Origin of the sequence: Methylohalobius crimeensis 10Ki (assembly GCF_000421465.1) — a bacterium.
Lineage (GTDB): Bacteria > Pseudomonadota > Gammaproteobacteria > Methylococcales > Methylothermaceae > Methylohalobius > Methylohalobius crimeensis.
In genome coordinates, this window is record NZ_ATXB01000001.1 from 444,724 (window position 1) to 459,476 (window position 14,753).

Here is a 14,753-nt window from a genome sequence, read left to right on the forward strand (position 1 = left end):
TTTGCCGACCCCGCCTTGCGGAGGAATCGCGTAAACTGCAACGGTTGCGGCGCCAGCGGTTTCACGACCAAGAAGCTGATCCACGGCTGGATCGAGCACGCTGGCGAGGCCATGGTTCTTTTCTGACGGGGGCGATTCGGTTATGAAATTCCCAATTTTGGCGGTCATTCTCTGGAGTATGCCGGGGTGGCAAACTGCGGCGGGACAACTGCCGGCTGCCTCAGATGCTGCGCAGAACGGCGGCGGTTCTACCGAAGTGGCCGCACCCACGGAGGAAAATCCGGAAGGCACGGCGGCGACCGGCACGGGACCTATCGATATCAGCAAACCGGATAGCTCCGTCAGGCAGACATTGGAGAAACTGCTGCCGAAGTATCCGGGAGTACGAAAAGTAAACGTTGAACTCGAGAACGGCATCGTTACCTTGACCGGCCACGTTGAGAATGCCGACACCCGTACCCGCGTCACCGACTTCGTTCGCCGCGTGCAAGGGGTGAACCTGGTGCTCAATCAGATGAAGACCGACGCCCAGGTGATGACCGCGTGGCGATTGTTGAACAAAGTGCTGACAGATTTTTGGCACAGCGTTTCCAATCGCTGGCTCTTGGCGCTGCTGGCTTTGGCGGTACTCGTCGTGGCCATTGGCTTGGCCAAGCTGTTTATGCGCCACGCCCAGCTTCTGCTGCTTCCCTTTATCGGCAATCCCCTGTTGCGCTCGGTAGCCGCGCCTATCATCGGAGCCGTGATTATTTTGCTTGGATTGATGGTGGCTCTGCAGGTGCTCGACTTGACCAGGACCGTATTCTCCCTGCTCGGTTTGGCGGGCGCCGTGGGTTTGGCGATCAGCTTCGCCTTTCGCGATATTACCGAAAACTTCATCTCTTCGGTTCTGCTGGGAATACGTCGGCCTTATCGCATCGGAGACATGATCGAAGTCGCCGGCCACAGCGGTGTGGTGCAAACGCTCAATACCCGCGCCACGGTGCTGATGACACTGGAGGGAAATCATGTCAGGATTCCCAACTCCATTGTCTATAAGGAAATTCTGGAGAATAAAACCGCCTCTCCGACGGTACGCTGTCAGTTCGACGTGGTCATTCCCTATGAAACCTCTACCGCGACCGCTCAGGGAGTTATCAACGAAGCCCTGCACACCCATAAGGAGGTTCTGCCGACACCGGCACCGCGGACGCTGGTCGAGGCGCTGGAAAGCGGCGGCGTGCGTTTGAGGGTCTATTACTGGATTCCGATACCGGGGGTGGATGGTCTCAAGCTGCAAAGCGATGTTCGGTTAAGCGTCAAGGCTATGCTGCAAAAGGCGGGCATCACTCCGCCTCCGATTAGCATGTCGCTGACCGTGGCGGGCAAAGTCCCGGTTCAAATGGTTCGGGCCGGAAAGGCAGTCGGCGGAGAATCGGCCCCAAAACTCGAGGAAAACGTATTGCACGATCTACGCGCAGCAACTTCTCCCCATGCCGAAGCGGAAGAGGTCGACCTCACGGAACGGGTCTTGAAGGAGGAGGAAACCGTGACCAGCGACGAAGGCGCCAACTTGCTTAAAAATCGGAATGATGCCTAATCCTTTTCGAATTGGAAAAAATGTCGGCTAAGGGAGTAAGGTATCGACTGCTCGGGTGTCAAGAAGGGCAAAAAGCGCGCTGATCCGTCGTCTGTTCGCGCGCTGCCACAAGTCGCTGAAAATGGCCAAAGAATTGCAAAAGCAGCATCCCGAGTGGCGCCGCCATCCCGTCAGGGAAATGATGCGGAAATTGCCTTTTCGCAGCGAATTGTCCTGAAATCTCGATTTCCATGGCGATTGACGGCGGCGTCGAGTGGGTACGTATTTTTAAATTTGGAGGGGGTTATGATTCACCGAGGCGGCTGCCATTGCGGCGCGGTAACCTATGAAGTGGAAGCGCCGGAAAACCTGGAGGTTTCCGAGTGCAATTGCTCGATTTGTGCGAAATCGGGGTATTTGCATTTGGTCGTCCCCCGGTCCCGGTTCAGATTGTTGTCGGGAGAGGAAAATCTGCAAACCTATACCTTCGGGACGAAGACAGCCAAGCATCTGTTTTGCAAAACGTGCGGCGTCAAATCGTTCTATATTCCCCGCTCCCACCCGGAAGGCATCAGCGTGAATGCTCGCTGTTTGGACGGTTCAACGGTCCAATCCATTCATGCCAAACCGTTCGACGGTCAAAATTGGGAAGACAATGTGCACAAGCTGAAACCGCTGGAGGAAGCATAGCCGCCACCGGTCTCGGTGTTCGAATTGCGCACCGAAAAGCGTTGACCCTTTTGCCGGTTGACTCATCGGGTTTGTGGCCGATCGCTCAGCCGGTCCGGTCCAGGTCGGTTAAAAATTCGGTGAGTACCTTGCGGTCCGCGTGGGGCATCACCACGACATGGGCGTAATGTTCCTTCATGCCATCGATTTCCAACTGCATGGTGGCCAAGGAATATTTTTCGACGATCCAGTCGTCGGGTTTTTTGAAGTAAACGGTATTGGAAAGCGCATTGGCGCGTTGGGGTAGCAAGTCAGCGAAATGACTTTGCATTTCTCCTATCAAATAATCCGCATTTTGCAAAACGGCTTGGGCGTCCTCGGTCTGTTTGGCCCATGCGGAGGGACTGGAGAAGAAATAAAATTCCGCCGGTTTTACGCCATCTCGGGAGCAAGTGATCGTGCCCGGCACGTGACCGATATACTCGGGGCTATGAATTTGGCTGTATAGCTCGTTGAACTCGTTGAAATTGCTTTCCGTGGTGATGAATAAGCCGGCGGGCGACGGAAAGCCGAAAAATTTATGGCAGGATACCGCGATGGAATCATATCGGCCGATCGTCGGATTGGTTTCGGAGGCATGCAGTACCTCTCCGGCATAAGTGGTATGGGGCAAGTAGCCGCCGAACAGGGCCGCGTCCAAATGCAGATAACTGGGATATCCCTGAAGAGCTTTCTGAATCGGATCGAGCCAATCGATCCCGCCCTTGAAGGTCGTTCCGGTCGTCGCCACCACGAGCGCCGGATGATTCGGGTTGTCGGCCAGCTTTTGCCCGAGATCGTCGGGGTCCATGCCGCTGTCGGGCAAGGTGTCTACCATGATTCTTTCCAGTCCCAGCAAGTCGGCCAGAATCTGGATCGAATAATGGGATTCTTTGGTGAAATAAGCTTTCGGCGTTTCGCCGGTGCGGCCTTTCAGCAGGGTCCTTCCCATGTACATGCCGTGCATATTGCTGTCGGTACCGCTATGGGAGAGAAAGCCCCAGATGTTACCCGGAGAAAAGGCGAATAATTCTCCGAATCTGAGGATGGTCTCGCGTTCGAAATCGTGGGTGTTGTAGGGGATGGGGCTGGGTTGGAAGGGATTTCCCACGTTGTTGTAGGCAAAGCGATCGATCCCCGCTTCGAATAGTTGATGTCTCCAGGCAAAAAATGCCTCGGGCGGGGTGTTCATATTGACCGGATATCCCAAAAAACGGTTTTTCAGCTCCGCAAGCCGGGTTTTATCCGTCAAAGAAAGGCGGGTATTTGCGGGTTCCTCTTGCAGATCTGAAAACCATTTGAGATTGGCCGGTCGACAGCCCGCGGTAGCTGCAAGGAATCCCGCGGCGCTGTAGCCCAGGAAGCGGCGTCGTGTCAGCATGGCGATTCACCGGGTTAATGGATTGATACCTATGGTTGACGAGCTTGGCGTTAGGGTCAAGTGTGGTGTAATCGTAGCTGTTTTGGGCGGCCTTCCAAGTTGACTTGCGGTTGCCGGCGTTCTATGACGGCAGCGTGCTGCCTTGGTTTTAAGGAGTTGGAACTGGAATGAAGCAAACCGATCCTGAAAAACTTCTGCGAGAACACCACCCCGAAGCGATCAAACAACGGCTGCAAGGGCCGCCCAGGCCGCAGTATGTATCCGACGCCATTTTGGGCGGTATCGATGGATGCGTCACGACCTTCGCGGTGGTCTCGGGCGCGGTCGGCGCCGGGTTTTCCGCCACGGTCGCATTGGTTCTGGGGTTTGCCAATCTATTGGCCGACGGCTTTAGCATGGCCGTCAGCAATTACGAATCCATCAAAGCCCAAAGCGAATTCGAAGAAAGCGTTCAGCGAACCGAGGAAGAGCATATTGACAGAATTCCCGAAGGAGAGCGGGAGGAGATCCGGCAAATCTTCCGGCAAAAGGGCTTCGAGGGAGAAATCCTGGCGCAAATCGTGGAGACCATCACCCAAGATCGGCGTCTTTGGATTGAAACCATGCTGGCGGAAGAACACGGCATTCGGAAAGGCGGGCCCAGTCCATTGCGGTCCGCGGTCACCACCTTTGCCGCCTTCCTGATAGTTGGAGCGGTGCCGTTGATCCCCTTTCTTCTGCCGGGATGGGAGATGCAACGGCAGTTCATCGCGAGTTCGATTCTGGCCGCCCTGATGTTTTGTTTGATTGGAATGCTCAAAAGCCTGGTGTTTGCCAAACCGATATTTATTTCGGGAATCAACACCTTGCTAACCGGGAGTGCCGCCGCCGCCTTGGCTTTTTTGACCGGCTATCTGCTGCGGGGAGTATTTGGTATTGTGGCCGCATGAACACCACTGACAAAACTGATTGGCAACCATGAGATTGCACGACCTTTCGGTCGGTGAAAAAGGCCGAGTGATGGGGTTTGGCCAGGGAAATCCGGCCTACCGACAGAAACTCCTGGCGATGGGGTTGACGCCGGGCACCGAGTTCAGGGTCATCCGGTTCGCGCCATTGGGGGATCCGATCGAAATCCATGTGCGGGGATATGATCTCAGTCTGCGTAGAGAAGAAACTGAATACTTGCATGTGGAGCGGGTGGCGACCGAGGAAATTCCGATCAGCGAAGAGGCGGGGGTAGCGGTCGATTTCGTCGTCGGCGTGGTGGGCAACCCCAACAGCGGTAAGACCACGGTATTCAATGGATTGACCGGCGCCAGACAACGAGTCGGCAATTGGCCCGGGGTGACCGTGGAACAGAAAATCGGCCATTTTTTCTTCCAGGGCCAACGGGTCGAGGTGGTGGACCTGCCCGGTCTTTATTCGCTCGATGTTCAGGAGGCGTCGCTTTCCTTGGATGAAAGGCTTGCCCGGGATTTTATCCTTTCTCGCGAACCCGACCTCATCGTCAATGTGGTGGATGCCGCCAACCTGGAGCGGAATCTCTACCTGACCGTGCAGCTTTTGGAGATGAAGGTGCCGCTGCTGGTGATTCTCAACATGATGGACGTCGTCGAGCAGCGGGGGTTCGAATTGGATGCGGCCAAATTGGCCGAGCGACTCGGCGTCCCTGCCATCCCCGTGGTGGGCACGCGTTCGGGAGACCTCGAGCCGGTCAAATCGAGCATCTTCCGGCTGGCCTCCGAGAAATCGATTCCTGTTTCCATGATTGGTTATCCGGAAGTCATCGAACAATCCATCCAGCGCCTCCAGCCGCGTATCGGGCAGGTGGCGCCCAAGCAAAACACCCGTTGGCTGGCCCTCAAGCTGTTGGAGGGCGACGCTTGGTCAACCGCTTTGGTGGATCGGGAAACCCGCAGCCTCGTGGCGGAACAAGATCGCCTGATCAAAGAACTCACCGGCGAGGACGCCGACCTGGTAATCGCGGAAAGTCGATACCGTTTCATTCACGCCTTGACCCACGAGGTACTCCAACAAAAATTTACCCTCCAAGGTTCCATTACCGAATCCCTCGATCGCATCGTCCTCAACCGGTTGCTTGGGTTGCCGATCTTTTTCGGCGTCATGTATTTGATGTTCTTCTTTACCATTCATTTGGGAAGAGCCTTTAAGCCGTTCTTCAATCTGTTGGCCCAAGCGATTTTCGTGGACGGTTTCGGCGCGCTGCTTGCCAAGCTCGGGTTTCCCGAGTTGGTCACGGCCTTGGTTGCAGGCGGCCTCGGCAACGGCATTCGAGAAGTGATCGCTTTTATTCCCATTATCGGTTTTCTGTATATTTTTCTCTCTCTGCTGGAGGATTCCGGCTACATGGCCCGGGCCGCTTTCGTCATGGATCGCTTCATGAGCTTTTTGGGATTGCCGGGAAAGTCCTTCATGCCGATGCTGGTGGGATTCGGCTGCAACGTCCCGGCGGTGATGGCGAGCCGAACCCTGGAGCGGCCGCGGGATCGAATCATGACCATCCTCATGATCCCTTTCATGTCTTGCGGCGCTCGCCTGCCCGTGTACGTGCTTTTCGGCGAGGCGTTCTTTCCGCAAAACACCCATGTGATCGTGTTCGGTCTTTATCTCATCGGCGTGGCCTTTGCCGTCTTGACCGGTCTGATGATGAAACACACCCTGCTCAGGCAAAAAGCGTCCTTCCATATCCTCGAACTGCCCCCCTATCATGCCCCTCGCCTCAAGAATGTTTGGTTGAACTCTTGGCAGCGGGTCAAGGCTTTTATTTTCAAGGCGGGTAAATTCATCGTGCCGATGGTGATGGTGATCCATGTATTGAACAACTGGGGTGTGGATGGCACTTTCCCCAATGAGGATATGGATCGTTCCGTATTGAGCCAAGCGGGCCAATGGGTGACGCCCGCTTTCACGCCGATGGGAATCAAGGAGGAGAATTGGCCGGCGACGGTGGCGTTGTTTACCGGGGTGCTGCACAAGGTCGTCATCATCGGGACGCTGGAAGCGATTTATACCCAGGCGAGCCGTCCTCTCATGCAAAGAGGCGAGTTTGATCTTGAAAGCGGCATCCGCAAGGCGTTTGCCACTATTCCCGCCAATCTGGCCAAGTTGGTTGGTTGGAATCAGGGACAGAAAAAAACGTCGGATAAGGCCGAATTTCTGACCGAGATGAAAAGCCGTTTCGAGAGCCCGTCCGGCGCCTTCGCCTATTTATTGTTCGTTCTGCTGTATTTTCCCTGCATCGCTACCACCGTATCCGTTTACCGGGAAGTCGGCTTGCGATGGGCCTTGTTTCTCCTTTTGTGGACCACCGGTATTGCTTATATGACCGCCACGCTGTTCTATCAGGCGACGAGCTACGCCCTGCACCCCGTTTCATCGGCATTTTGGATGGGGGGATTTCTGATGTTTTTCGCGGCGATTTACGGGATTTTGCGTTATGAAGGTGGTCGCGGACGGCCAGGGTAATCGTATTCTACTCAGGATTTAATCCACCCTCACCCCAACCCTCTCCCGCGGGCGGGAGAGGGGAATGAGTGTATCTGCATTGAAAAACACGAACTCACAATAGTTTTTTGATCAAAACTCCGCTGATAAAGGAAAATCCAAGCAAATAAAGACAAAGCACCAAGGTATAGGCGGTGCCGAAGTAATGCACCATGAGCGGTAGCAGGGGGAGTTTAACCGCGCGACTGTATAGGAATACAGCGATGAGCGGGGAGGACATGCCTTTTTCTCGCAGCTCTTTCAGCAGCGCATACCACGCATAGACGGGACCGGTGGCAAGCACCCCGCCGGCCGCCGCCACGAACCAGCCTTGAATGCCCGATTCCTTTCCCAGTTGTCGCCGGATCCAGCGTGGTTCGAGGAGTAAATCCGCAGCCAAAAGCAAGACGAATACCAACACCAGAACCGGCAGCACCGTATGCATGACTTTGCCGAAGAATCCGAGTGCCTCCGTCGCCACCTCGGCGTCAATCGCTGCGGTCAGGCCATAGACGGCAAGGACCAGGAGTAAGAATATCCAGCCGCCCGGGCCCGTCTTTTTTTGCTTGGGTTTCATCACTGGACCTGGCTGATGAGTTGCAGGGTGTGGAAGGAGAGAATGGCCACTGCGATCGCACTGATGAAACAGATGACATTGCGGTAAATCGCAAAGCGCATTCCCAGCATGAGGGCTTCGGCGGGAAGTTGAACCATCCCCACGGTGACCCAACTGACAATAAGCGCCGTCACGGCGATCAGGCTCACCCCGCTTTTGAGCAATTCTCCCCCCAAAAGATAGCTGGCCAGGGGATGGCCTGCCGCAATACTCCCCACGGAAGCGCCGATCAGGGCATCCAATGCGGCATGGCGACCGAACAAATCCGCCGATATCCGTTCCGGAAACACGGTGCTAGCAAGGCTGGTCAATAAAATCATGCCCAGGATGATGGGTAGTAGATTGACGAATGTTCTCGTTGTTTTCCTGAGGCTTTGGGTCAACCGGTGTCTTAACATGCGTGATCCCTTAGATTGTGTCTTGGGCAGGGCTGGAATAGAGTGGCCCATGATGAAAAGTTAATTTAGGGGGTATGGTCAAATGGCCGGCTCCATACAGCAAGAGCAGGTGATTCTAGAGCAACTCGCTGCGGGAACCAGGTCGGTCGTTAGCGAGTTGCGAGGTGGAAAGGACTTTATCAGCCGCTTGGCCGGCATGGGCATTTCGATAGGCTGCCCCATCGAAGTGCTGCAGAACCCGGCGTCCGGTCCGTTGTTGGTTCGGGTCCGGGATACGCGCATCGCGCTAGGCCGAGGCGAAGCGGCGAAGATTTCGGTCAGGAAACCGGAGGGAGAACCGCCCCGTGCAGAATGATTCGGCGAAACGCTTCGATCCGACTGAACCTACCGAAAGAACGCTCGTGGTGGGGTTGGCCGGTCAGCCCAATGTGGGCAAGTCGACCCTCTTCAATCTTCTGACGGGCCTCAGCCAACACGTGGGTAACTGGCCCGGCAAGACGGTGGAGCGCAAGGAAGGGGTGTTTCTCCGAGAAGGAACCCGTCTGCGCATTATCGATCTGCCAGGGACTTACAGTCTGACCGCGAATTCCGAGGAAGCACGCATCGTGCGCGACTTCATCATTCATTCACAACCGGATGTGGTGGTGATGATCGCGGATGCGTCGGCTTTGGAGCGAAATCTTTATCTTTTGACGGAGTTGCTCGCGCTGCCGGTGCCGGTGGCGCTGGGACTCAACATGATGGATGTGGCCGAAGCCGAGGGGATTCGCATCGAGCCGCATGTGCTGGAGGCGGCGCTTGGGCTTCCGGTGATTCCCTTGGTCGCGACCCAAAACAAGGGCGTTGCCGAACTCATCGGGATGGCTGAGCGCTTGGCGCGGGAGCCGGGCGGATATCGGCCGAATCGGCCTCAGATCGCCGAACGCCATCGCGAAGTGCTGGCGCAAGTCCGCGCCGGGTTGAACAAGCACATTCCCGCTCCCTATCAAAAGGATTGGATCGCCCTCAAGCTGCTCGAGGGCGATAAGGAGATCACCGATAAGGTGCAATCTTGGTTGCCGAGGAGCGACTGGTCATCAATTTCGATCTTGCTCAGGAAACATGAGGACGCCGTGTTGGATATCGCCAGCGGCCGCTACGATTGGATCGCCCGGATGGTTCGTGCGGCGGTGATCCATCCGCGGTTGGGACAGATCAGTCTGACCGACCACTTGGACCGGATAGCCGTGCATCCGCTCTGGGGTTTTCTGGTATTGTTGGCGATATTCGTCTTGATCTTCGGGCTCACCTTCGCCGTCGCCGTCCCGGTTCAGCACTGGCTGGACGTATTGGTCATCGAGCAGCTTCAAGCCTGGCTGGCAGCGACGCTTGCGAATGCGCCAACGTGGCTTAAAGATCTGCTTGTCCACGGCGTTCTGGGAGGCGCGGGCATTGTGGTCACCTTCGTCCCCATTTTAATTGTTTTCTTTGCTGCCCTCGCCTTGCTGGAAGATACCGGTTATCTGGCGCGCGCCGCATATGTGATGGATCGTTTCATGCATTTTCTCGGCCTTCACGGCAGGAGTTTTTTGCCCCTGTTTCTCGGCTTCGGCTGTAACGTGCCCGCGGTGATGGGCGCACGCGTGATCGATTCGCCAAGCGGACGGCTTTTGACGATTCTGTTGGCGCCGTTGGTGCCCTGCAGCGCCCGCTTGTTGATATTGGCGTTGTTGACCCCGGTGTTTTTCGGCCACTGGGCGGCGGTGGTCTCCGCGGGGCTGGTGCTGCTGAATTTTCTGGCCCTCGCGGCCATCGGCATCGTCCTCAATCACACGCTGTTTCGCGGTCGGCACGCCGCCTTCATCATGGAACTGCCGCTCTATCACAGGCCCCGCTTCAGGTCGATCGGCTACTTCGTTTGGAACAATACCTGGGCTTTTCTGCGCAAGGCGGGGACGATCATTTTGCTGATCTCGGTCGTGGTCTGGGCGCTCAGCCATTTCCCCGGACCGGACGTCGAACACAGTTATCTGGCCCGCCTCGGGCAAGGCCTGACCCCTCTGGGTCAACTCATGGGGATGGATTGGCGCTTGATGGTGGCCTTGCTCAGCAGCTTTATCGCCAAAGAGAACGCCATTGCGACTTTGGGGGTTCTTTACGGGGCGGGGGATGACAGCCGGGGACTCGCAGAGACGATGGCGGCGATTGTATCTCCGGCTTCGGCCCTCTCGTTTCTGGTCGTGACGATGCTTTTCATCCCCTGTGTCGCCACGGTGGCGGTGATGCACCAGGAAACGCGAAGTTGGCGCTGGACGCTCTTCGGTGTGGGGTTGTTGCTGCTGATCGCTATGAGCGCCGGAATCGTCGTGTATCAGGGGGCCGTGTGGCTGGGAATCGGGGTGTGACGTGCTGGAAAAGCTTTTGCGCATTGTCGTGACGAGAGGAACCATAAGCAGCGCCGAGCTTTCCCGTCGCCTGGGAGTCAGTCCCGCGCTCGCGGAAAACATGTTGCATGAGTTGACGGGTCGAGGATATCTGAAGGTGGTGGCAGGAAGATGTTCGGTTTCCTGTGACCGCTGTCTGATGTATGCGATGTGCCAAGGGGATCAACGCCCCCGAATCTGGGTGCTTAGCCGCAAGGGCGAACAATGGTTAAGCTCTGTTGACATGCGGAGAGGAAGCGCTCTCTCCGGCTTCCGATGAGCATTTCGAATAATGCAATGTCAATAGAATATAAGAAGGAGTGGGACTGCTATGAGAGACAGAAATCCAATGACTCGTGATCGTAAATTGAACCGGCTGCTCTTGGGACGACGGATATTGGTCTGCGGCAAGGGCGGGAGCGGAAAAAGCACCTTGGTTGCCCTGATGACCGCCATTCTGCAGCGAAAATCCTATCAGGTGGTGGTCTTGGACGGCGATGCCTCCAATCCCGAGGGGTTGATCCGCTTGTTGTTCGGCGTAGGCGTGGAAGGAGAGCCCAAGCCGCTCGTCGAATTTTTCGGGGGCGTCAACGTCGTCACCTGCCCGGTGGACGATCCGTCGCCGCTGACGCGAATCGATGACGAAAGACCCGTTCCGGAGCATCGCATCGATCTGCATCGGGAGATTTCTCCCGAATATTATCTGCGAAAGGGCAACACGACCTTGCTCCAGGTGGGAAAGATCCAAACCTACGGGCAAGGCTGCGATGGACCGCTGGAGAAGGTAGTGCGGGATTTTATGATCGAAGGGGAGGCGCTCAATCTCATCGATATGAAAGCGGGCGTCGAGCATTTCGGCAGAAAAATTCCGGATCGAAGGGATATCATTTTGGGCGTGCTGGATTACACTCTGGAATCCGTTTCCATCGCCAAGAGGATGGCCGAATTTTGTCGTGAGGCGGGCATCGAAAATTTCTGGCTGGTCTTGAATAAGATCGGCTCCGAAGAAGTGAAATCGCTACTCATGGAGAAACTGGGGCATCTCAAGGAAAAGGTGATCGGTTCCATTGCCTATGATCAGAAATTGATCGAGACGGGTTTGTCGGGAAATGCGCTCGGTGAATGCCGGGCCTCGACGGAGGTTGAAAATATCGTGAACCGGCTGGAGCAGGTGGTTTGTTCCCCGGGACGTTAACCGGAGTCTTCGATTTATGAGCTTGCAGATCATCGGTGCGGAATCCATGGGGGTACGCGGCCTTTGCTGCCTGGTGACGTTGCCGCATCGGCGCATTCTCATCGATCCGGGAGTATCGCTGGGATACGTTCGCAGCGGCTTGCTCCCGCATCCGGTGCAGATCGCGGCAGGGCGGGAAGTTCGCGAGCGTATTCTGCGGGCTCTGGAGAAGGCGACCGATGTGGTGTTCAGCCATTTTCACGGCGATCACGTGCCGCTGATGGATGCCAATCCCTATCAATTGTCCATCCGATCGTTGCCGGACCGCTTTTTTCAACTGCCATGTTGGAGCAAGTCCGAGGAAGACTTATCTCCCGATCTGAGAAAGCGTTTTCACGATCTGGCAGATCTGCTCGGCGATAATCTTCGGATGGCGGAAGGGCGGTCGGAAGGTCCCTTGTCTTTCTCCCGAGCGGTTCCCCACGGGGCCGCCGGTAGCCGAATGGGAACCGTGATGATGACCCGGATCGAAATGGACGGCGGGGTATTCGTCCACGCCTCCGACATCCAATTGCTGGATGAAGCGACCGTGAACAAGGTGATCGACTGGCGTCCGGATATTGTGCTCGCCGCCGGCCCGCCGCTTTATCTCAAACGGCTCGCCAAGGCCGAGCGTGAAGGGGCCTGGGAAAACGCGGTGCGTCTTGCCCGTAGCATCGATGTGGTCATCCTCGATCATCACATAATGCGTAGCAGGGAAGGTCTCGTCTGGCTGGACACGCTATCGGAAACGGTAGGCAGAAAAGTGTATTGTGCCGCCGATTTCATGGGCAAGCCCAGGCGGCTGCTGGAGGCGGAGAGATCGCGGCTTTATCGAGAAATACCCGTTCCGGACGGATGGCACGAGGGATATGCCCAAGGCCGATTGGACCTCAGCGACTTTCTAGATGTTCTGAAGGATCGAGGCATGGGGTTCTAACGGACTGTTTCCAAACTCGACATACCGTGCAAGCTTGTGAGGCAGCAAATCCCCTCTCCGTTCGGAAATGGTGCAAGTAACGTCCCTTCGCCAACATCCCCGAAAGCCTCCCCCATACCCATGTTTCCTACCTATTTGGATAGGTTAAGTCGTTGGCAACCTCTATTCCGACTATCCTTGTTGCTTTTCCTCCGCCATTTTGAGGATATGGATGACATCTTCGTCGGTCAGTTGGGCGAAGTCCTGGTAGAAAACCCCGATGGCGTAAAACGGATCCGGCGTATCCAGGCAAATCACTTCGTCGGCTTCTTGGGCCAGTTGTCGCGCCGTTTCGGGAGGGGCGACCGGGACCGCGATCACCACCTGTTTCGGCTTTCTGCGTTTCAGGGCGTGGACGGCGGCTCGGACCGTCGAGCCGGTGGCGACGCCGTCGTCCACGACGATGGCGGTGCGGTCTTCTACCGAGATGGGTGGGCGGCCGGCAAGGTAAAGTTCGCGGCGGCGTTCAATTTCGATGAGCTGTTGTTTTTTTCGATCTTCCAGAAAATCGTCCGGAATGTTAAGAATGGAGATGACCTCCTGATTCAGAATCAGCTCCGGGTGATCGCCGTCCACGACCGCTCCCGCCGCCAGCTCGGGCGATCCCGGCGCGCCAATCTTGCGCACCAAGATGATATCCAGGGGCGCGTCTAGCGTGGTGGCGATTTCATAACCGACCGGCAGTCCCCCACGCGGAAGGGCCAGAATGACCGGGTTTCGATCCCGGAACTTTTCCAGCCTTGCCGCCAGCAACCGCCCGGCTTCCTCTCGATTGGTGAAAAACATCGTGCGGCCTCTTGCGTCTCTTTTTAAGACAAGATTCATGATACAAGAGGTGGGGAGAAGGAAGGAAAAAAAGATCGACCCCAGCTGAGACGTCATGGATGTGAAGTCGGTTGAGCTTTTCCGCCGGTGCCGATTTTCTCCTCTCGGCAGGGTGCTTTTCCATGGTGCGAAATTACCACGTGATGTCCGTCTTTTAGGTTTATATCAAGTTCGAGCGCTTGCCAGGATTTGGCGACGTTGAATCAAGTTCCACCCTAGCTGAGTGCCGGTGGGAATGTCGACAAAGCCTGAAACATGTGCCGCTTGTTATATCGATCAACTTAAATTGAGGGGATAGAACTGTGAAACGATATCAATCTGTATTTTCGTTATCCATCGCGGGCTTGTTCGCATCAGCCTATCTGACCACAGCTGCCGCAACTGGCGTCCTGGGCTTGTTGGGTGATGTAAAAATCGGTCCTGACAACAATTCCATCGAAAATCCGGTCGTGCAACCGCAAGACCCTGCGCTTTCCGGAGGCGGCATCGATCAAAGCCTGCAGTTCGGCGATGTGTTGCTGGGCGGCTTCTTCGACGATCTTCTGATCGGTGGATTGGGTACCGATATTCTGGTCGGCGGTTTCGGCAACGATGTGCTGATCGGCGGCACCGAACATTTCAATCCCGCCAACCGTGACCGAGCATTTGGCGGGCCGGGCGAAGACGTGTTTGTTTGGGCCCCGGGAGACGGTTCGGATCTGTTTCAAGGCGGACACGGTCAGGACGCTGTCGTGTTTGGGCTGGTCGGCGAAGTGGAAGACGGACAAACGGTATTCGGGGTAGTGAATGACCAACAAGCCGGCGAAGTGTTTCTTGATCCGCATACCCGCCGCCCTCTAGTCGACGTTTCCAATTCACCGGGATTCTGCGAAATCGTCGACCGCAATAGCAGTCCCGAAGCCCATCAGGCCCTGGACGAATTGGGGCTTGATCATTTGGTGCGTTTTTCCATCCGAGGCGTTCGCGATGCCTTCGAAGCCGGTGCACAGGATGAAGACAACGGGGTACGAGTCACTCTGCACTTGAAGGATGTGGAGGTGCTGGTCTGCACGAGCAGGGAGGGCGGGCAGATCGAGGTGCTGGATCTAACCGTGAGTCCGGCGCAACCGATCGACTTCGATCAGCTCAAGCCGGCATTGAGGCATTCCTTGGAAGCGATGGTCTTCTGAATCATCCGCTTTCCCGGC

At 56.2% G+C, this 14,753-nt stretch carries 14 protein-coding genes; 10 read left to right on the plus strand and 4 right to left on the minus strand.

Annotated elements, in window-relative coordinates; genetic code table 11:
* Nucleotides 1-142 precede the first annotated feature (142 nt).
* Together H035_RS17855 and H035_RS0102415 are read left to right on the plus strand one after the other, a co-directional pair.
* The gene (locus tag H035_RS17855) at nucleotides 143-1,579 is read left to right on the plus strand and encodes a mechanosensitive ion channel family protein (protein ID WP_022947412.1); all 1,437 of its coding nucleotides are present in this window, start codon (nucleotides 143-145) and stop codon (nucleotides 1,577-1,579) included.
* Nucleotides 1,580-1,864: 285 nt separating this feature from the next.
* Entirely contained in the window at nucleotides 1,865-2,248 is a 384-nt protein-coding gene (locus H035_RS0102415; protein ID WP_022947414.1) for a GFA family protein, read from the plus strand.
* An 85-nt stretch (nucleotides 2,249-2,333) separates the two neighbouring features.
* Here H035_RS0102415 and H035_RS0102420 read toward each other — a convergent pair whose 3' ends face one another.
* Nucleotides 2,334-3,647, minus strand: a complete 1,314-nt coding sequence (locus H035_RS0102420; protein WP_022947415.1) for a pyridoxal-dependent decarboxylase — start codon at nucleotides 3,645-3,647, stop codon at nucleotides 2,334-2,336.
* 167 nt (nucleotides 3,648-3,814) lie between these two features.
* Here H035_RS0102420 and H035_RS0102425 point away from each other — a divergent pair, with 167 nt between their 5' ends.
* Nucleotides 3,815-4,576, plus strand: a complete 762-nt coding sequence (locus H035_RS0102425; protein ID WP_022947416.1) for a VIT1/CCC1 transporter family protein — start codon at nucleotides 3,815-3,817, stop codon at nucleotides 4,574-4,576.
* A 28-nt stretch (nucleotides 4,577-4,604) separates the two neighbouring features.
* Nucleotides 4,605-7,115 (plus strand): Fe(2+) transporter permease subunit FeoB, encoded by a 2,511-nt coding sequence (feoB, locus tag H035_RS0102430; RefSeq protein WP_022947417.1) that lies wholly within the window; start codon nucleotides 4,605-4,607, stop codon nucleotides 7,113-7,115.
* Nucleotides 7,116-7,209: 94 nt separating this feature from the next.
* Here feoB (H035_RS0102430) and H035_RS0102435 read toward each other — a convergent pair whose 3' ends face one another.
* Both H035_RS0102435 and H035_RS0102440 read right to left on the minus strand, forming a co-directional pair.
* Nucleotides 7,210-7,710, minus strand: coding sequence for a hypothetical protein (locus tag H035_RS0102435; protein ID WP_022947418.1), 501 nt, complete (start codon nucleotides 7,708-7,710; stop codon nucleotides 7,210-7,212).
* On the minus strand, nucleotides 7,710-8,147 hold the full coding sequence (locus H035_RS0102440) for a hypothetical protein (RefSeq protein WP_040574323.1): 438 nt from the start codon (nucleotides 8,145-8,147) through the stop codon (nucleotides 7,710-7,712). The genes H035_RS0102435 and H035_RS0102440 overlap by 1 nt, the downstream gene beginning before the upstream one ends.
* 82 nt (nucleotides 8,148-8,229) lie before the next feature.
* Here H035_RS0102440 and H035_RS0102445 point away from each other — a divergent pair, with 82 nt between their 5' ends.
* The 5 genes from H035_RS0102445 to H035_RS0102460 all read left to right on the plus strand — a co-directional run bounded on the left by H035_RS0102445 (nucleotide 8,230) and on the right by H035_RS0102460 (nucleotide 12,702).
* Nucleotides 8,230-8,502: a FeoA family protein gene (locus tag H035_RS0102445; RefSeq protein WP_022947420.1), complete on the plus strand. Its 273-nt coding sequence runs from the start codon at nucleotides 8,230-8,232 to the stop codon at nucleotides 8,500-8,502.
* A complete protein-coding gene (feoB, locus tag H035_RS0102450) occupies nucleotides 8,492-10,531 on the plus strand; it encodes a ferrous iron transport protein B (protein WP_022947421.1) in 2,040 nt (679 codons plus the stop codon). The genes H035_RS0102445 and feoB (H035_RS0102450) overlap by 11 nt, the downstream gene beginning before the upstream one ends.
* A gap of 1 nt (nucleotide 10,532) precedes the next feature.
* Entirely contained in the window at nucleotides 10,533-10,829 is a 297-nt protein-coding gene (locus H035_RS22700) for a FeoC-like transcriptional regulator (protein ID WP_161623993.1), read from the plus strand.
* Nucleotides 10,830-10,898: 69 nt separating this feature from the next.
* Nucleotides 10,899-11,744, plus strand: coding sequence for a nucleotide-binding protein (locus H035_RS0102455; RefSeq protein ID WP_022947422.1), 846 nt, complete (start codon nucleotides 10,899-10,901; stop codon nucleotides 11,742-11,744).
* Nucleotides 11,745-11,760: 16 nt separating this feature from the next.
* Nucleotides 11,761-12,702 (plus strand): MBL fold metallo-hydrolase, encoded by a 942-nt coding sequence (locus H035_RS0102460; protein ID WP_022947423.1) that lies wholly within the window; start codon nucleotides 11,761-11,763, stop codon nucleotides 12,700-12,702.
* Nucleotides 12,703-12,873: 171 nt separating this feature from the next.
* On the opposite strand, the gene H035_RS0102465 is transcribed toward H035_RS0102460, so the two are convergent.
* Nucleotides 12,874-13,527, minus strand: a complete 654-nt coding sequence (locus tag H035_RS0102465) for a phosphoribosyltransferase (RefSeq protein WP_022947424.1) — start codon at nucleotides 13,525-13,527, stop codon at nucleotides 12,874-12,876.
* A 488-nt stretch (nucleotides 13,528-14,015) separates the two neighbouring features.
* Here H035_RS0102465 and H035_RS20650 point away from each other — a divergent pair, with 488 nt between their 5' ends.
* The gene (locus tag H035_RS20650; protein ID WP_152485950.1) at nucleotides 14,016-14,735 is read left to right on the plus strand and encodes a calcium-binding protein; all 720 of its coding nucleotides are present in this window, start codon (nucleotides 14,016-14,018) and stop codon (nucleotides 14,733-14,735) included.
* Nucleotides 14,736-14,753 lie beyond the last annotated feature (18 nt).